The sequence below is a fragment of the Nocardia sp. NPDC050378 genome (assembly GCF_040655675.1).
In the GTDB taxonomy this organism is placed as follows: Bacteria; Actinomycetota; Actinomycetes; order Mycobacteriales; family Mycobacteriaceae; genus Nocardia; species Nocardia coubleae.
The window spans coordinates 120,484-146,453 of the sequence record NZ_JBFAKI010000013.1; the positions used below are offsets into that span (position 1 = coordinate 120,484).

23 protein-coding genes and 1 pseudogene are annotated in these 25,970 nt (G+C 69.0%); 15 read left to right on the forward strand and 9 right to left on the reverse strand.

What is annotated here, in order from left to right:
- Positions 1-5: 5 nt before the first annotated feature.
- Entirely contained in the window at positions 6-656 is a 651-nt protein-coding gene (lexA, locus tag AB0I35_RS24975; RefSeq protein ID WP_357398696.1) for a transcriptional repressor LexA, read from the forward strand.
- 8 nt (positions 657-664) lie between these two features.
- Here lexA and AB0I35_RS24980 read toward each other — a convergent pair whose 3' ends face one another.
- The gene (locus AB0I35_RS24980; protein WP_357398698.1) at positions 665-1,627 is read right to left on the reverse strand and encodes a DUF2332 domain-containing protein; all 963 of its coding nucleotides are present in this window, start codon (positions 1,625-1,627) and stop codon (positions 665-667) included.
- Between the two features lie 179 nt (positions 1,628-1,806).
- Between AB0I35_RS24980 and AB0I35_RS24985 the strand changes: the two genes are divergently transcribed.
- The 3 genes from AB0I35_RS24985 (at position 1,807) to holA (ending at position 6,733) form a co-directional block, all read left to right on the forward strand.
- Positions 1,807-2,820, forward strand: coding sequence for a ComEA family DNA-binding protein (locus AB0I35_RS24985; protein ID WP_357398699.1), 1,014 nt, complete (start codon positions 1,807-1,809; stop codon positions 2,818-2,820).
- Positions 2,821-3,016: 196 nt separating this feature from the next.
- Positions 3,017-5,755, forward strand: coding sequence for a ComEC/Rec2 family competence protein (locus tag AB0I35_RS24990; protein WP_357398700.1), 2,739 nt, complete (start codon positions 3,017-3,019; stop codon positions 5,753-5,755).
- 9 nt (positions 5,756-5,764) lie between these two features.
- A complete protein-coding gene (holA, locus tag AB0I35_RS24995; protein ID WP_181698350.1) occupies positions 5,765-6,733 on the forward strand; it encodes a DNA polymerase III subunit delta in 969 nt (322 codons plus the stop codon).
- A gap of 3 nt (positions 6,734-6,736) precedes the next feature.
- On the opposite strand, the gene AB0I35_RS25000 is transcribed toward holA, so the two are convergent.
- Together AB0I35_RS25000 and rpsT are read right to left on the reverse strand one after the other, a co-directional pair.
- Positions 6,737-6,982: a hypothetical protein gene (locus tag AB0I35_RS25000; RefSeq protein WP_067486280.1), complete on the reverse strand. Its 246-nt coding sequence runs from the start codon at positions 6,980-6,982 to the stop codon at positions 6,737-6,739.
- A gap of 91 nt (positions 6,983-7,073) precedes the next feature.
- Complete coding sequence (gene rpsT / locus AB0I35_RS25005; protein ID WP_067486282.1) at positions 7,074-7,334, reverse strand: 30S ribosomal protein S20; 261 nt, start codon at positions 7,332-7,334, stop codon at positions 7,074-7,076.
- 229 nt (positions 7,335-7,563) lie between these two features.
- Between rpsT and AB0I35_RS25010 the strand changes: the two are divergent.
- Both AB0I35_RS25010 and AB0I35_RS25015 read left to right on the forward strand, forming a co-directional pair.
- Positions 7,564-7,677 (forward strand): annotated as a pseudogene (locus tag AB0I35_RS25010) (transglutaminase family protein); the annotation flags it as partial.
- 65 nt (positions 7,678-7,742) lie between these two features.
- Positions 7,743-8,519, forward strand: coding sequence for an aquaporin (locus tag AB0I35_RS25015; protein WP_067642390.1), 777 nt, complete (start codon positions 7,743-7,745; stop codon positions 8,517-8,519).
- 51 nt (positions 8,520-8,570) lie between these two features.
- On the opposite strand, the gene AB0I35_RS25020 is transcribed toward AB0I35_RS25015, so the two are convergent.
- The gene (locus AB0I35_RS25020; protein WP_067642340.1) at positions 8,571-9,125 is read right to left on the reverse strand and encodes a type II toxin-antitoxin system PemK/MazF family toxin; all 555 of its coding nucleotides are present in this window, start codon (positions 9,123-9,125) and stop codon (positions 8,571-8,573) included.
- 71 nt (positions 9,126-9,196) lie between these two features.
- Between AB0I35_RS25020 and lepA the strand changes: the two genes are divergently transcribed.
- Positions 9,197-11,080 (forward strand): translation elongation factor 4, encoded by a 1,884-nt coding sequence (gene lepA, locus AB0I35_RS25025; protein ID WP_357398702.1) that lies wholly within the window; start codon positions 9,197-9,199, stop codon positions 11,078-11,080.
- 1 nt (position 11,081) lies between these two features.
- Here lepA and AB0I35_RS25030 read toward each other — a convergent pair whose 3' ends face one another.
- From AB0I35_RS25030 to AB0I35_RS25040, 3 genes are read right to left on the reverse strand one after another with little or no spacing between them, the layout of a single operon-like run.
- Positions 11,082-12,392, reverse strand: coding sequence for an ATP-binding protein (locus AB0I35_RS25030; RefSeq protein WP_357398703.1), 1,311 nt, complete (start codon positions 12,390-12,392; stop codon positions 11,082-11,084).
- Positions 12,389-13,081 carry a response regulator transcription factor gene (locus AB0I35_RS25035; RefSeq protein WP_357398704.1) on the reverse strand — a complete coding sequence of 231 codons (693 nt, stop codon included), beginning with the start codon at positions 13,079-13,081 and terminating at the stop codon, positions 12,389-12,391. Before AB0I35_RS25035 ends, AB0I35_RS25030 begins: the two co-directional genes overlap by 4 nt.
- A gap of 35 nt (positions 13,082-13,116) precedes the next feature.
- Positions 13,117-13,485 carry a hypothetical protein gene (locus AB0I35_RS25040; protein WP_357398705.1) on the reverse strand — a complete coding sequence of 123 codons (369 nt, stop codon included), beginning with the start codon at positions 13,483-13,485 and terminating at the stop codon, positions 13,117-13,119.
- Positions 13,486-13,763: 278 nt separating this feature from the next.
- Between AB0I35_RS25040 and AB0I35_RS25045 the strand changes: the two genes are divergently transcribed.
- Complete coding sequence (locus AB0I35_RS25045) at positions 13,764-16,130, forward strand: hypothetical protein (protein WP_357398706.1); 2,367 nt, start codon at positions 13,764-13,766, stop codon at positions 16,128-16,130.
- 45 nt (positions 16,131-16,175) lie between these two features.
- Complete coding sequence (locus AB0I35_RS25050) at positions 16,176-17,978, forward strand: hypothetical protein (protein ID WP_357398708.1); 1,803 nt, start codon at positions 16,176-16,178, stop codon at positions 17,976-17,978.
- Here the strand turns inward: AB0I35_RS25050 and AB0I35_RS25055 are convergent.
- Positions 17,972-19,942, reverse strand: coding sequence for a glycoside hydrolase family 15 protein (locus AB0I35_RS25055; protein WP_357398709.1), 1,971 nt, complete (start codon positions 19,940-19,942; stop codon positions 17,972-17,974). The two genes, AB0I35_RS25050 and AB0I35_RS25055, sit on opposite strands and share 7 nt — an antisense overlap.
- A gap of 96 nt (positions 19,943-20,038) precedes the next feature.
- On the opposite strand from AB0I35_RS25055, the gene AB0I35_RS25060 reads away from it, so the two are divergent.
- On the forward strand, positions 20,039-20,278 hold the full coding sequence (locus AB0I35_RS25060) for a hypothetical protein (RefSeq protein ID WP_357398710.1): 240 nt from the start codon (positions 20,039-20,041) through the stop codon (positions 20,276-20,278).
- A gap of 113 nt (positions 20,279-20,391) precedes the next feature.
- On the opposite strand, the gene AB0I35_RS25065 is transcribed toward AB0I35_RS25060, so the two are convergent.
- On the reverse strand, positions 20,392-21,441 hold the full coding sequence (locus tag AB0I35_RS25065) for a M48 family metallopeptidase (protein ID WP_067486640.1): 1,050 nt from the start codon (positions 21,439-21,441) through the stop codon (positions 20,392-20,394).
- 73 nt (positions 21,442-21,514) lie between these two features.
- Here AB0I35_RS25065 and AB0I35_RS25070 point away from each other — a divergent pair, with 73 nt between their 5' ends.
- The 5 genes from AB0I35_RS25070 (at position 21,515) to AB0I35_RS25090 (ending at position 25,562) form a co-directional block, all read left to right on the forward strand.
- Positions 21,515-21,604: an Ms4533A family Cys-rich leader peptide gene (locus AB0I35_RS25070; protein WP_312032668.1), complete on the forward strand. Its 90-nt coding sequence runs from the start codon at positions 21,515-21,517 to the stop codon at positions 21,602-21,604.
- Positions 21,605-21,782: 178 nt separating this feature from the next.
- On the forward strand, positions 21,783-22,832 hold the full coding sequence (locus tag AB0I35_RS25075) for a sulfate ABC transporter substrate-binding protein (RefSeq protein ID WP_357398711.1): 1,050 nt from the start codon (positions 21,783-21,785) through the stop codon (positions 22,830-22,832).
- A gap of 125 nt (positions 22,833-22,957) precedes the next feature.
- Positions 22,958-23,767, forward strand: coding sequence for a sulfate ABC transporter permease subunit CysT (gene cysT / locus AB0I35_RS25080; RefSeq protein WP_357398719.1), 810 nt, complete (start codon positions 22,958-22,960; stop codon positions 23,765-23,767).
- Positions 23,764-24,570, forward strand: coding sequence for a sulfate ABC transporter permease subunit CysW (gene cysW, locus AB0I35_RS25085; protein ID WP_067642329.1), 807 nt, complete (start codon positions 23,764-23,766; stop codon positions 24,568-24,570). Before cysT ends, cysW begins: the two co-directional genes overlap by 4 nt.
- Entirely contained in the window at positions 24,567-25,562 is a 996-nt protein-coding gene (locus tag AB0I35_RS25090; RefSeq protein WP_067642328.1) for a sulfate ABC transporter ATP-binding protein, read from the forward strand. The genes cysW and AB0I35_RS25090 overlap by 4 nt, the downstream gene beginning before the upstream one ends.
- The last annotated feature ends 408 nt before the right edge of the window (positions 25,563-25,970 follow it).

Below are 25,970 nucleotides of genomic sequence, written 5' to 3' on the forward strand. Positions count from 1 at the left end.
CCAGCGTGACCGCATTCGACGAGTTCGACTTTCCCGATACCTCGAACATGCCGCCGCGCAGGCAACACATCCTCGCGGTGATCCGGGATTCGGTGCTCGCGCACGGTTATCCGCCGAGTGCGCGCGAGATCGCCGACGCGGTGGGGCTGCGATCCACCTCGACGGTCTCCAAACATCTGAAGGCGTTGGAGGAGGACGGTTTTCTGCGTCGCGGCGCGGCGATGACCCGGCCCATCGACGTGCGCCTGTTCCTGCGTGGCGCACCCGGCGCGGGCTCCGACTCGGCCGTCAGCGTGCCGGTCGTCGGTGACATCGCGGCAGGCACACCGATCACCGCCGAACAGCACGCCGACGACGTCTTGACATTGCCACGTGAGCTGGTCGGACGCGGTGAGGTCTTCGGCCTCCGGGTGCGCGGCGACTCCATGATCGATGCCGCCATCTGCGATGGCGATCTCGTCGTCGTCCGCAGCCAGCGTGAGGCGAACTCCGGCGACATCGTGGCGGCCATGATCGGCGAGGAGGCCACCGTGAAGGTGTACCGCCGCCGCAACGGCCACATCCACCTGGAACCGTGCAACCCCGCCTATTCGACGATCGACGGCGACGACGCCGTCATCCTCGGCAAAGTGGTCTCGGTGATGCGCCGGCTCTGATCCCGTCGCTACGCCGGACCGAACCAGTCCAGCGACCGGCCGTGCGGGTCGGCGAAGGCCGACGCGACCTCGTCCAGTGCGACCACCATGCGCGCCTCCTCGGACGCCCGTGGCGGGAGCCGGCCGGACAGCCAGGGCAGCACGCCTGTGCCTTCCTGGGAAATCCAGTGGCAGGGCAGTGATCGCACTGTCGTGCGGAACTGCTCCCTGGCTTCCGGCGGGAGGTAAGTGAGGACGGCGCTGTGGAACACCACCACGGTGCTGTCGGGCGGCGCGGCGCGCACGAGTTCGGCGATCCGTTCGTTCAGATCGCCGGTGACGAGGATCGGTGGGTCGGCCGCGACGATCTCGCAGGCCGCGCGCAGTCGCGTCTTCCGTTCCTCCTGGCCGGGCCAGACGAGTGCCTCCAACCATTCGCGGCTGTGCGGGTCGGTGACGTCGAGGGGGTTCAGATCGACGCCTGCGCGATAGACGACCTCCGGCACGGCTGTCGGCACGGGGACCGCTCCGGTCACGGTGCAGGGCAATACCACCGGTGACTCGCCGTCCGGTGGATTCAGCACTGTTGTGCCGTATCGGTAGCTGAAACGGTCCGGGTAGAGACACAAACCCGCGGAGGCGCCGACCTCGATGAGTGCGAGTGGGCCCGGCAGCCCGGCCAGCACCGGAAGCAATGTCGCCGCACGACCGACCTCGTTGGTCTGTGTGCGGTGGGACAGCGCCGTTGCCGCGATCTCGTCCCACCGTTCGATCAGCTGCGTGCGGAATTCGCTGTAGGGCACCGCGGTCACGCCGTTCACCGTCGCGGCGGCGAGCACGAGGTTGGGTTGCTGTTTTTCGACCGGCAGCCGTGCCAGCAGGGCCAGGACCGCCGGATCCTCGGCGATGTCGAGGGCACGGCGGTAGTACAGCGGGGAGTTGGTGTGGACTTCCCGCACCGCGAAGTCGCGGAAGCGTTGTGCCAGGTGCATAGGTACCTGCGTAGTGGGAATCGGCCATGAGCGCACGGTATTCGGTGAGCACCGCCGGTGGTCGGTGGGAAAGCGCCGCTGACCGAGAGTTGTCCACAGGGTGCGAGTTATCCACAGCCCCGCTGAAAGCGCAGGTGGGCAGCGGGTTTCGAGGAGAGCCGAGGGCTAGCGTCGCCGCCATGCCACGACACGAAGAGCACGAGCGAGTTCGGCAGCGGTTGGGCGGGCTCGCGGTGCAAGACAAACCACGACCGCATGCGACGGCTCGGTGGGAGGCGGACGACGAGCCCCTCGGCTACCGGTGGGGCGGCGCCGCCGATCCGCCGCGTACCGGCCACTGGGACGACGACGAGCTGACTCCCGCGGACGGGGCGCCGGGCGAGGTGGGGACGCCCGGCTGGCTGGACGAGGAAGGCCGGCGTGGCCGGAACAGATTGGTGCCGGAACGTTTTCGTCAGGCTCGAATTGATCCGGGACGGCGCGGTGCGCTGGTGCTCGGAATCATCGGCCTGGTCGCGGTGGTGCTTACCGGGGTGATGGTGATGCGCGATCGCCCGGTATCGCAGGCGGTGCCACCGGTACCGGCACTGCGCGCCGAACACATCACGCCACGCGCTGAACAGGCCGCTGTGGTGGCGGCGACGAGCGGTGCCGCGACCGATGATGCCGGAGCCGGAGCCGGAGCCGGGGGTGGGGGTGGGGAACTTGTCGTCAGCGTGGTGGGTTTGGTGCAGCGCGCCGGATTGCATCGTCTGCCCGGCGGGGCACGTGTCGCCGACGCGATCGAGATGGCAGGCGGTGCCCGCGAGGGTGCCGATCTCGCTGGGCTGAACCTCGCCCAGCGGCTCACCGATGGTGACCAGGTGGTTGTCGGTGCCGCCGGGCCCCAGGCGGGTCGACCTGTGCAGGGTAGCGCGATGATCAGTGCCGCCGGTGGGCCACCGGGTTCGAGCTCCGCGGGGGCGAGCGCGGGTCCCGGTTCCGGTGCGGCCGGCGGCAATTCGCGAGTCGACCTCAATACGGCGACCGAGGCCGAACTCGATGCGCTGCCGGGTGTCGGACCGGTCACCGCGAAGGCGATCGTCACGTGGCGGACGACCAACGGTCCGTTCACCGATGTGGCGCAACTCGGTGAGGTGAACGGTATCGGCCCGGCCCGACTGGCCCGCCTGCGCGATCTGGTCACGACATGACCCGTGTGGGAGACGCGGTCGGCACCGGCCGGCGTGATCAGGTTGTGCAGGCCGCCGGTGCGGCGGGTCGATGAGGGTCGGGGCGGACAGGGCCAGAGCGAAAACGCTGAGCGGAGCTGTCGACCGGCCGTTGGCGACCAGTTCCGCATCGATCGGCAGGTCGTTCGTATCGCCGGGGTCGAGCCGTCGTCCATCGGTGCGACCGGGGAACCCGGCGGCCGACGAGGATCAGGAGGAGCCCCAGGTCCTCGATATGCGGCTGGTGCCCGCTGCGCTCGGGTGCTGGGCGGCCACGCTCCTCGCCCTGACCCTCGGCTGGCGAGCGGGGGTGGTGCTGGCCGTCCTGGCGGTGCTGGGAGCGATCGGCGCGTGGGTCGGCTTGTTGTGGGCGATAGCGCATCGGCGGGAACGGTGGCGGGTCGTCGCTGTGGCGGGGACAGCGACGATGCTGCTCGGCGCCGGATTCGGGGCGGCGGCCGCGTGGCGGGAACATCACGTGCAGGCACATCCGTTGCGGGAATCGGTCGGGCGAACCGTGACGGTGGTAGCGGAGATCTCGGACGACGCCGAACAGATCCGGGCGGGTTCGTTCGGCGGCGAACGGCGATGGATCCTCCGGGTCGGCCTGCGCGAGTTCGGCAATAGTGCGCGCCGCACACACGCCGGTGGCGCGCTGGTGGTTCTCGCTGCCGGGGAGGAGTGGGCGAAACTCGCACCGGGACAGGTGGTTCGGTTCCGCGCAACGGTGAGCGAACCGTTGCGGGCCGACCTCACCGTCGCCACGTTGCGGGCGAGCACCGAACCGGAACGCATCGGTGTCCCGCCCTGGTGGCAACGACTCGCGACGGGCGTACGCGCCGACCTGGCCGACGCGGCCGCGCGCGCCCTACCGCCCGACGCGGCGGGTCTGCTACCCGCACTGGTCGTCGGCGACACCGCCGCCCTGTCGACTGGGGTCAGAGATGCCTTCGAAATCGCCGGCTTGCAACACCTGTGCGTCGTCAGCGGAGCCAATTTCACAATCTTGTTGACCGCGCTGCTCGGTCTGAGCCGTATCCTCACCGCCGGACCGAGAACCAGGGCAGCGACCGCCGCGGGGGCAGTGGTGGTCTTCGTGATCCTCGCCCGGCCGGATCCCAGTGTGTTGCGCGCCGCCGCGATGGGTTCGGTGACGGTCTTGGCCCTGCTGACCGGTCGCCGCAAACAGGCACTACCCGCCCTGTGTGGTGCGGTGATCGGATTGCTCGCGGTCGCACCGGAATTGGCGGTGAGCGCCGGCTTCGCGCTGTCGGTGCTGGCCACGGCCGGGCTGATCCTGCTCGCACCGAGCTGGGCGGACTGGTTGCGCGAGCGCGGATGGTGGCGCGTGCCCGCCGAGATTCTCGCGGTGTCGGCGGCGGCCTTCGTCGTGACACTGCCGCTGATGGTCGCCCTGTCCGGGCGGGTGAGTCTGGTAGCCGTCGCCGCCAATGTCCTCGTCGCCCCCGTGGTCGGAGTGATCACGGTGATAGGAGCGGTCGGTGCCGTAGTCGCGTGCCTGTGGGTGGACGCGGCCGTGTGGGTGCTGTGGTGTGCGCGTCCGCCACTGTGGTGGTTGCTCGGGGTCGCCGAACACGCTGCCGCCCTTCCCGGCGCCGCCGTCACGGTGCAGTCGGGCACTGCGGCAGGCCTGGTCGCGGCCGCTGTCATGGTCGTCCTGGTGGCGGCATTGCGCTGGTCGCGGACCCGTCGGCTCCTTGCCGTCATCTGCCTCGGTATCGCGGTCGTCCTGGTCCCCGTCCGGCTCTGGCACCCCGGGTGGCCGCCTGCGGGCTGGGTCCTCGCCATGTGTGATGTAGGCCAGGGTGACGCCCTCGCCCTCGCTGTCGCCCCCGGTGCCGCCATAGTCGTCGACGTCGGCCCCGACCCCCGCCCCATCCGCCGCTGTCTCGACCGCCTCCGGGTCACCCGGGTCCCCCTGCTCATCCTCACCCACCCGCACGCAGACCACATCGACGGCCTCGCGGGCGCCCTCCACGGCCGCGCAGTAGACGCCATTGCCACCGCCCCCGGCGAAACCCGCCCGCCCAGCTGCCCCACGCCCACCCTTGGATCGCAGCCGAGGCCTGCGGGGGCGCTGCCGACAGTGACTTCGAGACTGCCGTCGGCCTGTGTTCGGCCTGCCTCAAGCGCGACGACCGCAACGGAGAGCGGTGGCGTTCATGACCATTCAGGCGACGGAGTGCGCAGAGCCGTGGAGCTCGCGGAGGACGCGGGGGTTCCGCTGATCGAGCTGCATCAGGGACATGTGGTGCGATTCGGGGCGACAGAACTCGACGTTCTCGCGCCGGGGGAGCGGGTGCCCGGTTCGCTGGAGCTCGATGATGCCAATGATCGGTCGCTGGTGGTGCGGGCGCGCACGGCACTCGGGACGGTTCTGCTGACAGGCGACATCGAGAGCGAGGCGCAGCGGAAGACGATGCGCGGCAACGACATCAGAGCCGACGTGCTCAAAGTTCCGCACCACGGTTCGCGGACGACAACTGCGGAATTCCTGCGCGCGGTCCGGCCGCGCCTGGCATTGATCAGCTCCGGCACCGACAACACCTTCGGTCATCCACATCCCGATGTCATCGAGGTGCTCACCGCGCTGGGCGCGACAATCGCCCGAACCGACCTCGACGGCGATGTCATCGTGCTCGGTACTGCGACAGAACAACGGATGGTCAAGTCCCGCCGACTGCCGCCACCGGCACCTCGTTCACGTCGATCGGGGAGGAGGGCCTCGTCGGGTCGCTCAGCGCGAAACTTCGACGCCGAGGTCGGGGTGATCCCATGCGTGAGGTGCTACCGGAAGGGGCCGACACAGGGCGATCGCTCGCGCGACATAACCCGTGGGGGGCGGACGAGCAGCGGAATCGCGACCCTCGCCGATCCCGTCGGTACCCCTACGTAGGATCGCCTCGTGAGCGAACTCCCTGCGGTGCATCTGGTTCTCGGTGACGAGGAACTGCTGGTCGAGCGCGCTGTCGCGCGGGTGATGAGCGAGGTACGGGCGGGGGCACCCGACCCGGATTCGGTGCCGGTGGACAGGATGCGCGCCGGTGACGCCAGCACCGCCGAGCTGGCCGAATTGCTCAGCCCCTCACTGTTCGCCGAAGACCGCGTGATCGTGCTCGAATCGGCGGCCGAGGCGGGCAAGGACGCGGTGGCGGTGATCACCGACGCGGCAGCCGACCCGCCGCCCGGTGTGGTCCTGATGGTGCTGCACTCCGGTGGCGGCCGCGCCAAAGCGCTGGTCCCGGCGCTGCAGAAGCAGGGCGCCGTGGTGCACGAGTGCGCCAAGCTCACCAAACCGGCGGAGCGGGTGGAATTCGTGCGCGGCGAGTTCCGGGCCGCGGGCGTGAAGGTCGGGGCCGAAGCGGTGCAGGTGTTGATCGAATGCGTCGGGTTCGAGCTGCGTGAACTGGCCGCGGCCTGTTCGCAGCTGGTGTCCGACACCGGCGGCAAGATCGATGTGAACGCCGTGCGCCGGTACTACTCGGGCCGCGCCGAGGTGACCGGTTTCGATGTCGCCGAACTCGCCGTCGCAGGCGACCGGTCCGCCGCGATGGAGGCGCTGCGCTGGGCGACCGACCGTGGCGTCCCGCACGTGTTGCTGGCCGACGCGCTGGCCGACTCGGTCCACACCATCGCCAAGGTGGGATCGGCCGGCCGCGGCGACCCGTTCAAACTGGCGCAGCAGCTCGGGATGCCGCCGTGGAAGGTGAAGAAGGCCCAGGCGCAGGCGCGTGGCTGGAACCCGGCCTCGATCGGCACCGCCCTGCAGGTGGTGGCCGCCCTCAACGCCGACGTCAAGGGCGGCGCCGCCGATGCCACCTTCGCCGTGGAACACGCGCTCGCGCGCATCCTCGACCTACGTGCCACCGGCTGAGGGTCAGTCGCCGATGACGGCGAGGGCCTCCTCGTCTTCCTCGAGGTCCTCGTACCGGCCCTCCCACTCCTCGTAGAGCGGGATCTCGTCCTCACGGGTGACGACCCAGGCGACGCTGTAGCCGCCGTCCTCGTCGGGCACCATCACGTTCTCGATCTTGAGACCGAGCCCGAGGATCTCCGCCGCGCGGATCACCTCGGCCAGGTCGTCGCCTCGTACCACCGTCTGATTCGCGTACACCGTCAACATGCGCGGAATGGTAGCCGACGACAAAAGCCGCCGTGGTCATCGAGGCCACGGCGGCTGCGTCTTGCGAACCGGGTACAGCGACCCGGGCAGATCAGATCTTGTTCAGAGCCAGCGCGAGCGCGGACTTCTTGTTGGCTGCCTGGTTGGCGTGGATAACGCCCTTGGAGGCAGCCTTGTCGAGCTTGCGGCTCGCGAACTGCAGCTGCTCGGCAGCCTTTTCCTTGTCACCGCTGGCAGCAGCTTCGCGGAAGTTGCGGATCGCGGTGCGCAGCGCGGACTTGACCGACTGGTTGCGCTTGCGCGCTTCCTCGTTGGTACGGATCCGCTTCATCTGGGACTTGATGTTGGCCACGCCTGTATCCTCTGGTTTCCTGTCGCTGGGTGGTATGTCTTGAAAGCTCGTCGGGCGCGCGCCCACGATGCAGCAGATGGTGCTGAACTACGGGTAACACCGCGCCGAAGATCGAGGTTACCAGCTCGGCACCGCCCGGCGAAATCGACCCCGCCCGTCCACACCGGCGCGGACGGCGAGTTCACCCGTTTCCGGTGATGCGAGAAATCTACGTGTGGCTCACTCGGCGTTGTCGCCGGGTGTCGGGCGCGACTACGCGGACGTACCGCCACTGAAAGGGGTGCCTTCCGGCGCCGGCTCGACAAACCTCGCGGTCGTTGTAGAGGTCTCTTGCCTGGCGTAATGTCCGAAACGCTCGTGCGGACCCCGCTCGTCGCGGGGATCATTCTCCCGGAGAGGTGGTCGCAGATGTCGCTCACAGCACAAGAACTCACTGAACCCGAAGTCATCCCCGAGCCCAAGAAGTGGGCGGCGGAAGCGCTCGGCACGTTCCTTCTCGTCATGGGCGGTGTCGGCACCGCGGTGATCGCCGGTGATCGGGTGGGTGCGCTCGGTGTGGCGCTGGCCTTCGGCCTCACCCTGCTGTTCCTCGTGTACTCCATCGGGCCGATCTCGGGCTGCCACGTCAACCCCGCGGTCACGCTCGGCCAGTTGTTACTCGGGCGGGTCACGGTCGTCTCGGCGGTCGGCTACTGGGTCGCCCAGCTCATCGGCGGCCTCCTGGCCGGGTTGGTGCTGTTCGCGGTGGCCAAGAACCTGCCGAGCTACGACCGGCCGGTCGACGGCCTCGGCGCCAACGGCTGGGGCAAGCACAGTCCGTCGGCGGCCACCGGCCCGCTCGGCGAGGTCGTGGTGCAGAACGGGTACGGCATGGCGGCCATGATCATCATCGAGGTGATGCTCACCGCGGTGCTGGTCTTCGTCGTGCTCGCTTCGACCGACCGCCTCTCGGATGTGCCGCTGGCCGGTATGTCGATCGGTTTCACGCTCGCCGTGATCCACCTGATCTCGATCCCGGTCGACAACACCTCGGTCAATCCGGCGCGCAGCCTCGCGGTCGCGCCGTACCAGGACGGCGCGATGGGTCAGGTGTGGGCGTTCTTCGTGTTCCCGCTGATCGGTGGCGTGCTCGGGGCATTGGTGTACGGCATGATCTTCGGCCGTTCCCGGGATGTGCTGAGCTGAGCCGGCTTTCACGACCCCCGATCCGGTGTGTCCGGATCGGGGGTCGTCGCGTCAGCTCCAGCTGTATTCGGCGACCAGCCGGTGCGCGACCAGGTCGAAGGTCTTGCGTTCGACGATCGCGCCTTCGCGCCGGATGCCGTCCTCGGGCACATCGAGCACCCGGTCCAGCCGCACCCAGCTCGCCCGGCCCGCGTGGTCCCAGGGACCCGAGCCGATGCCCACCCAGTTGCGGTCGTGCGCGCGTTCGGGTTTCGACGACAGCATCAGTCCGAGCAGCGTTTTGCGGTCGCGGCCGACCACCAGCACCGGCCGGTCCTTGCCGTTGGTCGGGTCCTCCTCGAACGGCACCCACGTCCACACGACCTCACCCGGGTCGGCGCGCCCGTCCAATTGCGGGCAGTACACGATCTGGCGGGCCCGATGCGCGGTCGGCACCGGGGTGGAGGCGGTCGGGCGTACCGGCACGACGGGGCCGGGCTTGGCGCCGCCCAATGCACCCGCCAGCTTCTCGAGCAGCCGAGGTCCCTGCTTGCGCACGATCTTCGGCCCCTGCTCCTTGGCGATCACGCCGAGCTGCTTGCCGAGAGTGTTCCAACTGCTGGCCATGCTTGGAAATATAACGACTGACCCGGCTCCGGGTGCACCGGTGACAGGCCCGCGCGTGTGGTCGTGGGACGATGGACCCAGTTCGCCGATACCCCTCGAGGAGTGGAGTGGCTTCCAGCTTTGCCGATACGACGTTCACCGATCCGTCGCGGATCAGGAACTTCTGCATCATCGCCCACATCGACCACGGCAAGTCGACCCTGGCCGATCGGATGTTGCAGCTGACCGGTGTGGTCGAGGAGCGGGCGATGCGCGCCCAGTACCTGGACCGGATGGACATCGAGCGCGAGCGCGGGATCACCATCAAGGCGCAGAACGTCCGGCTGCCGTGGCAGGTCGACGGCACCGACTACGTGCTGCACCTGATCGATACCCCGGGCCACGTCGACTTCACCTACGAGGTGTCGCGCGCGCTGGAGGCCTGTGAGGGTGCGATCCTGCTGGTCGACGCCGCGCAGGGGATCGAGGCACAGACTCTCGCCAATCTCTACCTGGCGATGGACAAGGATCTCACCATCATCCCGGTCCTGAACAAGATCGACCTGCCCGCCGCCGACCCGGACCGCTACGCCGCCGAGATCGCCCACATCGTCGGCTGTGAACCCGAGGACGTGCTCCGCGTCTCCGGTAAGACCGGCGTCGGTGTGCCCGCGCTGCTCGACGAGGCGGTCCGGCTGGTCCCGCCGCCGGTCGGCGACGCCGACGCGCCCGCCCGCGCCATGATCTTCGACTCCGTCTACGACACCTACCGCGGCGTGGTCACCTACATCCGCGTGGTCGACGGCAAGCTGACCCCGCGCCAGAAGATCAAGATGATGTCGACCGGCGCGACCCACGAACTGCTCGAGATCGGCATCGTCTCGCCCGAACCCAAGCCCACCCAGGGCCTGGGCGTCGGTGAGGTGGGCTACCTCATCACCGGCGTGAAGGACGTTCGTCAGTCCAAGGTCGGTGACACCATCACCAGCGCCCGCGACGGCGCGACGCAGGCCCTCACCGGGTACCGCGAACCCCAGCCGATGGTCTACTCCGGCCTCTACCCGGTGGACGGTTCGGACTACCCGAACCTGCGCGACGCCCTGGACAAGCTCCAGCTCAACGACGCCGCGCTCACCTACGTGCCGGAAACCTCGGTGGCGCTCGGCTTCGGCTTCCGCTGCGGCTTCCTCGGTCTGCTGCACATGGAGATCACCCGCGAACGCCTCGAGCGCGAGTTCGGCCTCGATCTCATCTCCACCGCGCCCAACGTGATCTACCGCGTGGTCATGGAAGACGGCAAGGAACACATCGTCACCAATCCCTCGTTCTGGCCCGAGGGCAAGGTGCGCCAGGCGTTCGAGCCGGTCACCAAGTGCACCGTGATCGCGCCGAGCGAGTTCATCGGCTCGATCATGGAACTGTGCCAGTCGCGGCGCGGCGAGTTGCTCGGCATGGACTACCTGTCCGAGACCCGCGTCGAGATGCGGTACACGCTGCCGATGGCCGAGATCATCTTCGACTTCTTCGATTCGCTGAAGTCGCGCACGCGCGGCTACGCCAGCCTCGATTACGAAGAGGCGGGCGAGCAGGAAGCCGCGTTGGTGAAGGTCGACATCCTGTTGCAGGGCGAGGCCGTCGACGCGTTCAGCGCCATCGTGCACAAGGACGCGGCCCAGCCCTACGGCAACAAGATGACGACCAAGCTGCGCGAACTCATCCCGCGTCAGCAGTTCGAGGTGCCCATCCAGGCGGCGATCGGCTCGAAGATCATCGCGCGCGAGAACATCCGCGCCATCCGCAAGGACGTGCTCGCCAAGTGCTACGGCGGTGACATCAGCCGTAAGCGCAAGCTGCTCGAGAAGCAGAAGGAAGGCAAGAAGCGCATGAAGACCATCGGCCGGGTCGACGTGCCGCAGGAGGCCTTCGTGGCCGCGCTGTCCTCGGACGCGGCCTCGGACAAGCCGAAGGGCAAGTAACTCAGCCGGGTTCGGTGGGCACACGCACGGTGAGGCGTGTGCCGCCGAGCGGGCTGCGGCTCAATTCGGCTGTACCGCCGTGTAATTCGGCCTGCTGACGGACCAGTGCGAGACCGAGTCCCGAACCAGGGGAACCGGGACGTTTGACGAAGCGGTCGAAAGCGTTGGCGCTCAGGTGTTCCGGGATGCCGGTGCCGTTGTCGTCGATGGTGATCGAGCCCGGCTCCGCCCAGACCTGCACCACGCTCGCCTGTCCGTGGTGTACCGCGTTGGCGACGGCGTTCGTCACGATCAGCATGATCCCGCCGGGCAGCCCTGTCATCGGGACCGGATCGCAGGCGGCGAGCGTGATCTCGGTGCCGGGGTGGGCACGGCGCGCGTTCTGCACCGCGCGGTCGAGGGTTTCGCACAGTTCGAACGGTTCGAACGCGGCGCGGTCGGTGAGGTCGCCGACGGCCAGGCGCTCGAGATCGGTGAGGGTGTGCTCGATCTGGCGCTCGGCCTCGAGCACGTCGGCCAGGACGGTGCCGCGTTGCTCGGCGGGCAGTTCGGTACCGGCGAGGACTTGCAGGTCGGTGCGCATGGCGGTGAGCGGGGTGCGCAGTTCGTGCGCGCAGACGGCGGCGAAATCGCGGGCGCTCGCCAGCGCCTGATTGGTCTGTCCGTGGGCGGTTTCCAGGCGTTCGAGCATGCGGTTGATGGCATCGGACAGTTCCTCGGCCTCCCTGACCCCGCGCCCCGGCAACGGCGGCAAGCGGTCGAGGGTATCGATCTCGTGTGTGGCCGAGGCGAGCCTGCGCAGCGGCCGGGCCGCGAATCCCGCGAGCACCCAACCCAATCCGGCCGCGACGAGCACTCCGCCCACGCCGATGCCGAGTCCGATCAGCTGGCTGCGGGTGATGGCGGCAGCGATCAGGTCGCGATCGGGGTTGAGCCGCACGACCATGCCGGGCGCGCCCTGCACGAGCGCCAGCCCCACATCCGGCGGCGCCGGGCGGGTGAGCGGTCGACCGTCGGGTAGCCAAGCGTTCGGCGGCGCCGGGCTGACCTGGGAGCCCTCGGTCGGAGCAGGCGCGGGTGAGGGCTCGACGGGTGTCGCGGGTTCGGGCGAAAGCGGTGGTGCCGAGGGGATTTCACGGGCCGGATGGGCGACGATCACCCGCATCGTCGACACGGTCTCGTCGAGCTGACGGGCGCCCGCCGCCTTCAGCAGTGCCGCGTAGGTGAGCCCGAGCGTCACCGCGACAACCGCGGCGACCACCGCCGACACCACCGCGACCCGCGTACGCAACGACCACGAGCGTGTTCTCACGGCTGCTCCCGCATGACGAATCCGACCCCGCGCACGGTGTGCACCACTCGCTCCACCCCGTCGGCCTCCAATTTCCGGCGCAGATACGACACGAACACATCGACCACATTCGTGTCGGTGCTGAAGTCGTACCCCCACACGGTGGACAGGATCTGTTCGCGACCCAGCACGATGCCCACATTGCGGGCCAGCATCGCCAGCAGTTCGAACTCGCGTTTGGTCAGGTCGACCGGTCGTCCGGCCGCGCGCACCCGGTGCCCGGCCAGGTCGATCGTCACGTCGCCCACCCGGATCGTCTCGCCGTTGGACGTGCCGGTGACCGACCTGCGCCGCAGCAACGCCCGCAATCGGGCCACGAGTTCGCCGAGGTCGAAGGGCTTGGTGAGGTAGTCGTCGGCACCCTTTTCCAGGGCGGCGATGCGGTCGGTCACCGCGCTGCGGGCGCTGAGCACGCAGATGGGGATGTCGTTGCCCAACGCCCGCAACGCCGTGACAACGCCCACGCCGTCGAGCTCGGGCATGTTCACATCGAGCACCATCGCGTCGGGTGCGGCCGAGCGCACCAGAGTGAGGGCAGCGGCGCCGTCGGTCGCGGTGAGCACCTCGAAACCCGACAGTTCCAGCCCACGCCGCAGTGACGCGAGCACGCGGACCTCGTCGTCGACGACCAAGATCTGCTGTCCGGTCATCTGCTCACCCTAGTGCGATCGATCGTCACCGCAGGTCAGCGCGGGAGAGCCGGGCGTGCGCCGTCGGGCAGCTCGACGACGGTCCGCTCCCCGCCCGGTGCGATCCGCACACATTCGACGCCTTCGGGCAGCTCGCCGGGTGCGCCCGGGCCGATGTGGATCGTGCGGTCGTGGCCGGGGTGCGCGGGGAAACGCTCGAGGTCGATGCGCGGTTCGAGCGGCGGTTCCGGCGGCACGGGCAGGTCGCCGCCGGGGGCGGTACAGATGATCCGGACGTGTTCGCCGCGATCGGGTGCGCCGGGGTCGGCGAGCGCGGCACCGCTGAGGGTCGCGGTGAGCAGCGCCACGCCGCCGACGGTCGCGGTGACGACGCCGATGCGGCGGCGCAGGGAGGAAGTGGTCATGATCGGTCTCCTGGCAGTGTGTTCGCCGACTCGTCTCGGCCGGCGAAACCGACGCTAGGCAGGCGATCTTCACGCTTCGTTGAGCGATCGTTAGAGTTCTCTTGGGATCTGCGTCCCCCCGGTTCCGACGGCTCGCCGAAAGGCGTTGCTCGCCATAAGGTGGGACCGGCCGTCCTGGTGGAAATGACAGTACAGATCCAGGCAATTAGTGTTGGATGATCTTCACTTCGCCTCGTTCGTGGGTGGGGAGAGTCAGCGATGCGAGTGGTGGAGCAAGAATGACGCGGGAACTGCCTTTCGACGACGATAACGCGCGCGCCGACGGCACCGACACGGCCTACCTGGTGGCCAATGGTGTTGCTCGGGTGGCGCGGGCCGGCGCGTACGTCACCGGTGGCGCGCTGGTCGCCGCCAACGGGACGAGCCCGGAACAGGGCAGCAGCAATGCCGACAGCCGCTACGCAGGCTGGTCGTCGCAGGTGCCGAGCGACCCGGAGCCCGACGCACCGAGCCCGGTCCTCACCTTCCCCGACCTGCCCGCGGAACCGGCTCCGAACCCGTTGCCCTACAGCCCCTTCGGTACGCAGCGCCCCATGGACGGCGATGTCACGCTGACCTCGCAGCCACGCGAAAGCGGTTGGCGCCCCGAGATTCCCGGTTCCGACAGCGACCAGGGCACGCGGATTCCCGGCACCGACGACGACGATTCGTCGAACGGCATCGGCATCCCTTCCTACGGGCCCAAACCGGGCTACGGCGACAGCGGCTTCGGCATCCCGGGCACCGACAAGCCGAGCGCGGGCCAGCCCGGCGCCGGGCAGCCGGGCGCCGGATTCCCCGAACTCGACGGCATTCCCGGCATCGGGATCCCGGGATACGACGGACTCCCCGGCGGTATCCCCGGTTACGACGGCGTCCCCGGCGGCGGCATCGGCATCCCCGGCTACGACGGCCTGCCCGGTGCGGGCATCCCCGGCTACGACGGCGGCGCCCCCGGTTTCGGCGGTGGGATCCCCGGCTACGACCACGGCCTGCCCGGTTTCGGTGGGCTGCCCGGCTCCGACGGGGCAAGCCAGGTCGCCGGCCCCGGCGGCCCCTTCGACGGCATCGGTGACCTCGGCGGCCTGTTCGACGGCTTCGGTGCGATGGTGACCTCCGACTGGCAGATCGACATGCACGCCGGGCTCGACGGTGTGTGGTTCACCTCCCAGATGAAGGTCGACGTGCAGGTCGGCAATGTCGGCGACGCGCTCGACGACTACAGCCAGTGGCTCGGTGACGGGATCCGCATCCCCGGCGAGCCCGCACCGCTCGACGGGGCGGGGAGTGGGGTACCCGGTGCGTCGACCGGCCCGGCGCTGCCCGGTTCGGACGTACCTGGTGGATCGACGGGTCCGGCGCTGCCCGGCTCCGAGGCGCCCGGTGCGGCGAGCCCTGGTCTCCCAGGCGCCGCGACGGGTGCAGACCTGCCCGCGGCGACTGTTCCCGGCTCGACCGGTGGGCCCCTCGCGCCCGGCCAGAGCGCGCCCGGTCAGCCTGCGCCCGGCACGCCCGGTCAGGCCGATTCCGTCGCCCCCGGCCCCGGCGGATCGGCCGTGCCCGGCGCCACCGCACCCGGTCACACCGGACCGGGTCAGACCGCACCGGCGCAAGGCACGGTCGTACCGGGTCAGTCCGCGTCGACCCCCGGTCATGCGGCCCCGGGCGGCGTAGCGCCGGTAACCGGTGCGCCCACCGCCATGGCACCCGTCGCCCCCGTACCGGTGGCCCCGGCGCCGATCGCCCCGGCCCCCGCCGCCGTCGCACCCGCGCCGATCGCCGCGGCGCCCGCTCCAGCACCCGTCGCCCCGGTCCCTGCTCCGGTTCCGGTCGTCGCCGCGCCGATCGCACCGAGCCCGGTGGTCAGCACACCCCTGCAGACCACCATCCAGCCCGACGCGGCGACCACCCCCATCGCCAACGTGCTCGGCGGTCCGGCGGGTGCCTCCCCGCTCACCGCGCCCGCGGCGGCTGTGCCGGGCCTGCTCGCTCCGGCGCCGGTCACCGAACCCGTTGTGGTTCCCGAGCCCTCGACCAGCACGCCGACGACCCTGCCCACCGTCACCCCGCCGTCCACGCCGACGACCGTCGACCTCAGCACACCCTCGACGGTGAAGCCGCCCGAGGTGCCGACCGTGACCGTCCCGACGACGCGCCCCGACGTGACGGTGCCGACGGTCACCGTGCCGACCACCGGTGTCACTGTCCCGGTGACGCCCACCTACCCCGACGACGACCTCACCACCGGCCCCGGCACGGGTGCGACCACGCCGAGCACCCCCAGCGTCGATACGCCCGCCGACCCCACCGGTCCAACCGCGTCGGTGCCCACGGCGACCGTACCCACGCAGCAGCCGACCGCGCCGACCAAGCAACCGACCGTCGACGTCGACCCGCCCGCGGTGGTCACCCCGCCTGCCACGGTGGCGCCGACCGTCGCACCGGTGAAACCGCCGGTCATCGAGACCAAGCCCATCGCCGCCGAGTTCGATCAGCACGACGGCGGCTACTATGGCGCCTCGGCCGGTCTGTTCGAGCCGGGCGTCGGTGCCGCCGACTTGTCGTCGGCGTTTCCCACCGCGCACGCTGGGTACGACTTCGTCTAGTCCCAGAACGAGGACCGGGCCCATGCAACGAGAGTGAGGAACAGGTTGTCTGCCGCGACCGGACTGCAGACCGCGACGGTAAAGCATCCGGACGCGATGGCACCGGTGGTCTCGCTCGTCGACGAATTGCGGGACCTGGTCCGCTCCGGCGGGCGCGACGACCTCGATGCCCGCCTCGGCATGGTGCGGGCAAGACTCACCGATCCCCGGGTGCGCATGGTCGTCGTCGGCGAACCGGGCGCCGGGATGAGCACCCTGGTCAACAGCATGGTCGGCACCCCGGTCAGCGCCACCGACGGCAAGCCGAGCGTGCCGGTGATCGTCGAATACGGCCGGACGCCGACCGCGACGCTGGTGAAGTCCGATCCGCGCGGCCGGATGGAGCGGGTGCCGGTCGACCCGCTCGACCCCGGCCCGGCGCTGATCTCGCTCGGCGTCGTGCGCGCCGAATTCGCCGAGCCGAGCCCGTTGCTCGCCGACGGCCTCGTGGTGATGGACGCACCGGGCGCGACCACCCACGACAAAGCGGCCTGGTCGATGATCGCCGCCGCCGACGTGGTCCTCTACGCCACCGATTCGGCCGCCGAACTCACCCCGGCTCAGCTGGACTACCTGCGCCGCGTCGAACGGGTCTGCCCGTCGGTGGTGTGTGTGCTCACCAAGATCGACCGCACCCCGCACTGGTCGCTCACCCAGCGCCGCAACCGTGTGCTGCTCGATGAAGCGGGCCTGAACTTCGCTGTCGCTCCCGTGTCGGCGGTGCTGCACCGCCAGGCGGGCGAGACCCGTGACCAGCAGCGCGATATCGAGTCCGGGGTGCCCCAGCTCATCGATCATCTGCGCGAGTTCGTGGTCGCCCGCGCCGATTCGGTCGCGGTGACCGCGGCGGTGCGCGATATCGCGCTGGTCACCGACCAGCTCACCGTCACCCTGCGCGCCGAGGCCGACACCCTGCGCGACCCGCGCCGCCGCGCCGAGATCACGCAGCGACTGGCCGCCGCCCGCACCGAGGCCGATCAGTTGCGTCAGCGCACTGCCACCTGGCAGGTAACCCTGGTCGACGGCAGCGCCGAACTGGGCGCCGATATCGAACACGACCTGCGCCATCGGCTGCGCAGCCTGGTCCGGGAGGCCGAGGCCGAGATCTCGCGGATCGACCCGGCTCGCAAGTGGGCCGATTTCGCCACCGAACTCGACGCGCGGATCTGTGAGGCGGTCGAGGAGAACTTCGTGATGGCGCACTACCGTGCCGTCGAGCTGTCCGAGCAGGTGGCCGCGAAGTTCCCACCCGACAACCGCACCCCGCCGCTGCCGGAACTGCGGCTCACCAATCCGGGCGAGGTGCTCGAGCCGGTGCAACCGCTCGAACCCTTGGAGAGCGCCAAAGCCGGTGTGGGACAGCAGTTCCTGTCGGCCCTGCGCGGCTCCTACGGCGGCATCCTGATGGTGGGTCTCGCCACCAGCCTGCTCGGTATGTCGCTGGTGAACTGGTACTCGGCGGGCGCGGGCGTGCTGCTCGGTGTGAACGCGCTGTGGGACGACCGGCGAAACCGCAAGCAGCGCAGGCAGGCCGAGGCCAAGGTGGCCGTCGCCCGGCTCGCCGACGACGTGATCTTCCAGGTGGGCAAGGAGTCCCGCAACCGCCTGCGCACGCTGCAGCGAGTGCTGCGCGACCACTACACCGAGATCGCCGCCGAAGTCTCGCGCACCGCCGAGGAGGCACTGCGCGCCGCCGAGGAGACCGGGCTGCGCTACGGCGACCACCGCGAGCTGCGCCTCACCGAGATCGACGCCGGGCTGCGTACGGTGGCCGCGCTGCGCGCACGGGCCGAGAAACTCGCCTACTGACTCGACTGGTGTACCGGGGTGTGGGCGGGCTGGAACTGGCCTGCCTGGCGTGAGTCCTCGGCCCGGATCACATGGGTCACCGCGTTGATGAGAGCCAGGTGGGTGAACGCCTGCGGGTAGTTGCCCAGGTGCCTGCCCGTGCGCGGATCGATCTCCTCGGCGTAGAGCCGTAGCGGGCTCGCCAGCCCGAGCAGCCGTTCGCACAGGTGGGTGGCGCGTTCGAGCTCACCGATCTCCACCAGCGCCGACACCAGCCAGAACGAGCAGATCGTGAAAGTGCCCTCTTCGCCGGACAACCCGTCATCGGTGGTGTCGGTGTCGTAGCGCAGGACCAGCCCGGACACGGTGAGCCGGTCGGCGATGGCGAGCACCGTGGCCCGCACTCGCGGGTCGTCGGCCGGCAGGAACCGGGTGAGCACGATCAGCAGCAGCGAGGCGTCGAGGGTGGTGCCGCCATAGGTCTGCGTGAACACCCCGTCGGCATCGACGCCGTGAGCCAGGACGTCCTCGCGGATCTCCTCGGCGATCTCGAACCAGCGCGTCGCATGGGTGTGCTTGCCGTGCAGCTGTGCCAGCCGGGCGCCACGGTCGAGCGCCACCCAGCACATCACTTTCGACGCGGTGAAGTGCTGCGGTTCGCCGCGTACCTCCCAGATGCCGCGATCGGGTTCACGCCAGTGGTCGATCGCCGCGTTCACCGTGCGTTCGAGCATGGGCCACAACGAATCCGGCACCTGCTGGCGCGATTTCATGTGCAGGTACACCGCGTCGAGCATGGTGCCCCAGATGTCGTGCTGGTCCTGGTCGTAGGCGGCGTTACCGATACGGACCGGCTGGGAGTAGTCGTAGCCCGACAGCTCGGGCAACGTTTCCTCGGTGAGGTGGCGTTCGCCGCCGATACCGTAGAGCACCTGCAGGGGGACGGCGTCGCCGTTGTCGCCGGTGGTCACGTCGTTGAGGAAGTTGAAGAAGTCGTCGGCCTCGTGGTCGAGACCGAGGGTGTACAAGCCCCACAGCGCGAAACTCGAGTCCCGCACCCAGGTGTAGCGGTAGTCCCAATTGCGTTCGCCGCCAGGGGTTTCCGGCAGCGACGTGGTGGGCGCGGCGAGCAGGGCGCCGGTGGGGGCGTAGGTGAGGCCCTTGAGGGTCAGTGCGCTGCGCTGCAGATAGTTGCGCCACGGGTGGTCGGGGAAATCGCCGAGGGTGATCCAGCGCCGCCAGCATTCGGCCGTGGTCCACATCTTGTCGGCCGCCTCGTCGAAGGTGGCCGGCGCGGGCAGTTCCGACCAGGTGAGCGCGACGAATCTGTTGTCGCCCTCGCTCAGCCTGGTCCGCGCCCGCGCCTCGCGGCCCTCCAACCCGAGCCGCAGATCGGTGGTGAGTGTCAGGCTCGGGCAGGAGTCGTCGGCGGCGCACGACGCGGTGGCCTGTTCGTACACCTTGCCGGTGTACTCCCAGCGCGCACCGTCGCGGTGGTAGTCGAACGACGGCTCGCAGCTCAGCTCCAGTTCCACCGTGCCGCTCACACACTTCACCGTCCGCAGCAGGATGTGCTCGGCGTCCCAGTCCATCGGGGTGCGGCGGAAGCTGCGCGAACGCGAAGTGGTGTTGTGCCACGGACCGAGGACAAGCGCGTCGCGCACGATCATCCAGCCGGTCTCGGTCTGCCAGGTCGTCTCCAGGATCATCCCGCCGGGCAGATAACGCCGCGCGGCGGGCACGTGCACACCGTACGGCCCGATCCGGAAATGGCCGGCGGCACGATCGAGGACGGCGCCGAACACGCTGGGAGAGTCCGGCCGCGGCACACACATCCACTCCACCGAGCCGCTGCTGGCGATCAGGCAGTTGGTCTCACAGTCGGAGAGAAAGGCGTAGTCGTCGATCGGTGGGAAGGCGCCTCGTCGACCACTCGAGAGCACCGGCGTCAGAATCGGCAGGCTGTCTTCGTGCGAAGAGGGCATACCCCATGATCTGTGCGATGTCGGCCCGCGTCCACCGCACCGGAGAAACCGCCCGGTCGTGAGGGGTGTTCACGGCGACCGACTAGGGTGGTCGTCGTGCAACGGATCGCAGGATGGTGGGACGGCTTCGAACTGTGGGTGGCCGGGCTGCCGTTCATTCCCCAATTCCTCGTCGTCCTGGTCGGCATGGTCCCGATCAGCTTCGCCATCGCCTACGGCCTCGACCGCGCCCTGCGCGCGATCTTCCGTGCGCTCGGCCGCGACGACCACCCCGAGCTCGCGCCCGTCCCGGCGCCCGCGCCGGCCCGCCCCACCGTCGGCAGCGGTGCCCGCTGATGCCACGTTCGCGCGTTCAGCTCGCCCTCGTCGCCCTGCTCGTCCTGGTCGTCATCGCCTGGTTCTTCACCAGGTGACCGGCGCGCACCGATAGCGCACACCGGTCGGCCCGATCAGTTCTTGCGCCAGTCGTCGAAACGTTTGCCCAGGTCGGCGACGGTACGGCCGACTTCCTGGCCGACGGTGTTCACCGCCGATCCCACGTCGCGCCCCAGATCGCGCACGGTGCGCACCAGCATGTCCTCGGACTGGTCGAACGACTCGCGGTAGTGGCGGGCCGCCTCCTTCACCTCGTCACTGATGCGCGCGTTGCGATCCTGCTCGCGTCGCGGATAGGTGCCAGAGAGCACCCGGTCGTATTCGCCGGACTGGATCCAGCGACGCAGTTCGGCGGCGCGCAACACCGAGAACGGGTGCGACTGCAACTCCAGGTTGAGCAGCTTGAGTACCCCGTCGCGCAGGTCGCCCGACCGCAGGTAGTCGTCGGCCTGGTCGAGGAAGGCGCCGTGGTTCATCTCCTTCAGCCAGGCGCCGCCCGCCGTCTTCATGTGCACGCGCACCGAGGCGTCCACGTCCTGGCAGCACAGCAGTCCCGCGCGGTCACCGGACAGTTCGGACTTGCGGCTCCATTCCATCAGCGCCGCGACGATCGCGCGCAGCGCCCAGCCCCCCACCGGCATCCAGCCCACCGAGGCCGACAACCGCATCAGATGCATCAGCATCGTCCGGTACACCGCGTGCCCGGACAGTGCGTGCCCCAGTTCGTGCCCGATGACGAACCGCAGCTCTTCGGTGTCCATCAGCTCGAGCAAGCCGGTGGTGAGCACGATGAACGGCTTGTCCATGCCGATGGTGAAGGCGTTCACCGACGGGTCCTGCAGCACGAACATCTCGGGCGTGACCTGCGCGTCGAGCACGCCCACACAGTCGGCGCGCAACTGGTGCAGGGTGCGGAACTGGCGATCGTCGACCCGCACCGCGGTGGCCAGATAGAGCAACCGGTGCTGGCGTTCCCGCAGCAGGCTCGACAATGCGCGCAGCACCGTGTCGAACCCGCTCAGCGACCGCAGGGTCACCAGCGCGGTGCGGTCGGCCGGGTGCTCCCAGGTGCGCGTGCTGATCTCCGGAAAACGTGTGCGGACCCGGTCAGGAGCCATGGTCATGGCTGAAATCCCCCCTCGTTGTTGAACTCTCGTCGATTCGAACCATCATGCACGGATCTGCTACAGTTCGCCTGTGTCATCGAGTGTCGTCCCGCAGATCCGCCATGAACTGGCGTTGATCGCTGTCGGCAACCTCGCTGTCGCCGATATTCTCTGTCGTTGATCGGCCACCGGACACTCCTGCGCGTTTCCTCCCAGTAGACTGGCGCGCGCTTTCCTTTCGCAGGTGTCGTCCGTCACTCCGGGGCCTCGGGCCCGAGTCGCGCCATCTTCTCGACATGCGTCAACCCGCCACAACGACAACCGTTGTCCGGCAGGTCCTTTCCGAAAGGTACATCCCGATGTCTCGCATCACCCGATTCGGCTCGCGCCGTCGCGTCGCCGCTGTCGCCCTCACCGCTGTCGCCGCCATCACCCTGTCGGCCTGCAGCGGCGGCGCCAGCGACTCCACCGGCGGTGACTCGGCCGCCGACGGGAGCGCGGGCACCATCAACCTCTACGCCTACGCCGTGCCCAAGCCGGGCTTCGACAAGGTCGTGCCCGAGTTCAACAAGACCGAGGCGGGCAAGGACGTCGCCATCCGGCCGTCCTACGGTGCATCGGGTGACCAGTCGCGCAAGGTCAAGGACGGCGCCGAGGCCGACATCGTGAACTTCTCGGTCGAGCCCGACATCACCCGCCTGGTCGACGCGGGTCTGGTCGAGTCGAACTGGAACGCCGACGCGAGCAAGGGCATCCCGTTCGGTTCGGTGGTGACCCTGGTGGTGCGCAAGGGCAACCCCAAGGGCATCAAGGACTGGGACGACCTGGTGAAGCCGGGTGTCGAGGTGGTGACCCCGAACCCGTTCAGCTCCGGTTCGGCGAAGTGGAACCTGCTCGCCCCCTACGCGGCCAAGAGCGACGGCGGCAAGAACCCGCAGGCCGGCCTGGACTACCTGACGCAGCTGATCTCGCCCGAACACGTGAAGGTGCAGCCCAAGTCGGGCCGCGAAGCCACCGAGACCTTTCTGCAGGGCACCGGCGACGTGCTGCTGAGTTATGAGAACGAGGCCATCTTCTCCGAGCGCAACGGCGACCCGGTCGAGCACGTCAACCCGCCGGTCACATTCAAGATCGAGAACCCGGTCGCGGTGCTCAAGAACGCCAAGAACCAGGCCAAGGCGCTGGCCTTCCGCGACTTCCTGTTCACCCCGGCCGGTCAGAAGGCGTGGGCCGAGGCCGGCTTCCGCCCGGTCGACCCGAAGATCGCGGCCGAGTTCGCCGACGACTTCCCGCAGCCGGCCAAGCTCTGGACAATCGACGACCTCGGCGGCTGGAAGACGGTCGACAAGGAGCTGTTCGCCCAGGGCACCGGCAAGGTCGCGGTCATCTACGACCAGGCCACCAAGTAGGCCGTGACCCAGCGCACACGCGATACTGGACAACTGTGACTGACAGCAGTGGGCACGCCGGGACCGGGGCAACCCCCGCTCCCGGCGGTGCCGCGAAACCCGAAGAACGCCCGGCAGGCCGCCGCTTGTCGTGGCTGCGCGTGACCGGCTCGGTCGGCCCGGTCGGCATCGGTGTGGCTGTGCTGTGGCTCAGCGTCATCGTGCTGCTGCCGCTCGCGGCGCTCACGGTCAGCTCGTTCGAGGACGGCTGGGCCGGATTCTGGGACGCGGTCACCGCGCCCGCAGCGCTCGACTCGCTGAAGGTGACCATCGGCGTCTCGGTGATCGTCGCCGTCATCAACGTGCTGATGGGCACCCTCATCGCCTGGGTGCTGGTGCGCGACGAATTCCCCGGCAAAGGGATCGTCAACGCGCTGATCGACCTGCCGTTCGCGCTGCCGACGATCGTGGCCTCGATCGTGCTGCTCTCGCTCTACGGCCCGAACAGCCCGATCGACATCCATCTCAACGCCTCGCAGCCGGGCCTCGTGGTCGCGCTCGCCTTCGTGACGCTGCCGTTCGTGGTGCGTTCGGTACAGCCGGTGCTCATCGAGGTCGACAAGGAGGTCGAGCAGGCGGCGCTGTCGCTCGGCGCGAGCAACTGGATCACCTTCCGTCGGATCGTGCTGCCCACGCTCGCGCCCGCGATCATCTCCGGTGGCGGCCTCGCCTTCGCCAGGGCGATCGGCGAGTACGGGTCGGTGGTGCTGATCGGTGGCAACATCCCGCGCGAGACCCAGATGACCTCGCAGTACATCCAGCAGCAGATCGAGGTCGACCGGCCCGTCAACGCGGCCGCGGTATCGGTGGCGCTGCTGGTGATCTCGTTCGTCAGCCTGCTCGTGCTGCGGCTGCTCGCCGAACGGTCCTCGCGCAAGGAAGAGGCGGCCCGATGAGACTGTCCGCGTTCACCCGGCTGTCGTTGCGTACCGTCGCGCTCGGCTACCTGGCCGTGCTGCTGGTGCTGCCGCTGGTCATCATTCTGTGGCGCACGTTCGAGCGGGGGATCGGGGCGTTCCTCGAATCGATCACCACGCCCGCCGCGCAGTCGGCGTTCCAGCTGTCGATGATCATCGTCGCCATCGTCGTTCCGCTGAACGTGGTGTTCGGCGTGGTCACCGCGCTGGCACTGGTGCGCAGCAAGTTCCCCGGGCGCAGCCTGGTGCAGGGCATCGTCGACCTGCCGTTCGCGGTGTCGCCGGTGGTCGTCGGTGTTTCGCTGATCCTGCTCTGGGGTGCCGGTGGCTGGTTCGGTGGGCTGGAGACCCTCGGTTTCAAGGTCATCTTCAGCCTGCCCGGCATGGTCATCGCCACCATCTTCGTGACGCTGCCGTTCGTGGTGCGCGAGGTGGAGCCGGTGCTGCACGAGATCGGCGACGATCAAGAACAGGCGGCCGCCACCCTCGGGGCGTCGCGCTGGCAGACGTTCTGGCGCATCACGCTGCCCGCCATCCGCTGGGGTCTGACCTACGGTGTCGTGCTCACCGTCGCCCGCGCGCTCGGTGAGTTCGGTGCGGTCATCATGGTCTCCACCGCGCTGCCCGGCGAATCCCAGACGCTGACCCTGCTGGTGCACGGCCGCTACATCAACGACCACAACACCTTCGGCGCCTACAGCGCGGCCACCCTCCTGATGGGCATGGCCCTGGTCGTACTCCTCCTGATGACTCTTCTCGAACGCAAGCGGGGCACCGAATGATCACCGTGACCAACGCGCGCAAGAACTACGGTTCCTTCGCCGCTCTCGACGACGTCAGCATCGACATCCCCTCCGGCGAGCTGACCGCCCTGCTCGGCCCGTCCGGTTCGGGCAAGTCCACCCTGCTGCGCTCGATCGCCGGCCTGGAGAACCTGGATTCGGGCGTCGTGGTCATCGCGGGCAACGACGTCACCCACGTGCCGCCGCAGAAGCGCGACATCGGCTTCGTGTTCCAGCACTACGCCGCGTTCAAGCACATGACCGTGCGCGACAACGTCGCCTTCGGGCTCACGATCCGCAAGCGGCCGAAGAAGGAGATCGACAAGCGCGTCGACGAGTTGCTCGGCATCGTCGGCCTCGACGGTTTCCAGCACCGGTACCCGGCGCAGCTCTCGGGTGGTCAGCGTCAGCGCATGGCGCTGGCCCGCGCGCTCGCCGTCGACCCGCAGGTGCTGTTGCTCGACGAGCCGTTCGGCGCGCTCGATGCCAAGGTGCGCACCGATCTGCGCCAGTGGCTGCGCAGGCTGCACGACGAGGTCCACGTGACCACCGTGCTGGTCACCCACGACCAGGAGGAAGCCCTCGACGTGGCCGACCGGATCGCGGTGATGAACAAGGGCCGCATCGAGCAGGTCGGTTCGCCCGAGGAGGTCTACGACCGGCCCGCCAACGAGTTCGTGATGTCGTTCCTCGGCGCGGTCGCCCGGCTCAACGGTCACCTGGTCCGCCCGCACGACATCCGCATCGGCCGCGATCCGAGCATGGCGCTGGCCGAGCACGAGGGCACCGCCGAGTCGGCCGGGGTCACCCGGGCCACCGTCGAACGCATCGTCCGGTTGGGTTTCGAGGTCCGCCTCGAATTGCGCAATGCCGCGACCGGCGATCAGTTCGCCGCGCAGGTCACGCGCGGTGACGCCGCGGCCCTGCGGCTCAACGAGGGCGAGACCGTCTATGCCCGTGCCACCCGGATTCCGGACCTGCCGCAATCCTGAGATCACCCGGCGAAGGCCCCGCGACAGTCGTCGCGGGGCCTTTGTTCGCGCACGGATCACCGCAGGTAGTCGGTACCGCCGGTCCCGCGACGCGCCCGCCACGAAGAATTTTCCCGATCTCACCACGCGGGCGCATGGACTGTGCATGACACGGTGTCACAGGTAGAGCCGTTTTTACTGGTGAGTAGCTTGTCGGGTCACCGCGTCGACGCTCGCGCGGACCGGCTTCCAGGGGTTCGCGGAGTTGACGTGACCACTCGTAGGTGTAACTATTGGAAACAGTAAACGTCCCTTGAGGAGAGGCAGTGACGACGATGTCTGCGCCCACCAACCCTGACGTCGATCCTGTAGTCGCGGAGGCTCAGGCGTACGCCGAGAAGTTGCTGATGCTGTCCGAGGCTTCGGTGA

What these genes read in the sequence shown, in the direction of transcription:
- AB0I35_RS24980 (WP_357398698.1), bottom strand. Translation starts at nt 1,627, where the DNA reads ATGCACCTGGCACAACGCTTCCGCGACTTCGCGGTGCGGGAAGTCCAC.
- AB0I35_RS24985 (WP_357398699.1), top strand. Translation starts at nt 1,807, where the DNA reads ATGCCACGACACGAAGAGCACGAGCGAGTTCGGCAGCGGTTGGGCGGG.
- AB0I35_RS25000 (WP_067486280.1), bottom strand. Translation starts at nt 6,982, where the DNA reads ATGTTGACGGTGTACGCGAATCAGACGGTGGTACGAGGCGACGACCTG.
- AB0I35_RS25015 (WP_067642390.1), top strand. Translation starts at nt 7,743, where the DNA reads ATGTCGCTCACAGCACAAGAACTCACTGAACCCGAAGTCATCCCCGAG.
- AB0I35_RS25020 (WP_067642340.1), bottom strand. Translation starts at nt 9,125, where the DNA reads ATGGCCAGCAGTTGGAACACTCTCGGCAAGCAGCTCGGCGTGATCGCC.
- lepA (WP_357398702.1), top strand. Translation starts at nt 9,197, where the DNA reads ATGGACCCAGTTCGCCGATACCCCTCGAGGAGTGGAGTGGCTTCCAGC.
- AB0I35_RS25035 (WP_357398704.1), bottom strand. Translation starts at nt 13,081, where the DNA reads ATGACCGGACAGCAGATCTTGGTCGTCGACGACGAGGTCCGCGTGCTC.
- AB0I35_RS25040 (WP_357398705.1), bottom strand. Translation starts at nt 13,485, where the DNA reads ATGACCACTTCCTCCCTGCGCCGCCGCATCGGCGTCGTCACCGCGACC.
- AB0I35_RS25045 (WP_357398706.1), top strand. Translation starts at nt 13,764, where the DNA reads ATGACGCGGGAACTGCCTTTCGACGACGATAACGCGCGCGCCGACGGC.
- AB0I35_RS25055 (WP_357398709.1), bottom strand. Translation starts at nt 19,942, where the DNA reads ATGCCCTCTTCGCACGAAGACAGCCTGCCGATTCTGACGCCGGTGCTC.
- AB0I35_RS25065 (WP_067486640.1), bottom strand. Translation starts at nt 21,441, where the DNA reads ATGACCATGGCTCCTGACCGGGTCCGCACACGTTTTCCGGAGATCAGC.
- AB0I35_RS25075 (WP_357398711.1), top strand. Translation starts at nt 21,783, where the DNA reads ATGTCTCGCATCACCCGATTCGGCTCGCGCCGTCGCGTCGCCGCTGTC.
- cysW (WP_067642329.1), top strand. Translation starts at nt 23,764, where the DNA reads ATGAGACTGTCCGCGTTCACCCGGCTGTCGTTGCGTACCGTCGCGCTC.
- AB0I35_RS25090 (WP_067642328.1), top strand. Translation starts at nt 24,567, where the DNA reads ATGATCACCGTGACCAACGCGCGCAAGAACTACGGTTCCTTCGCCGCT.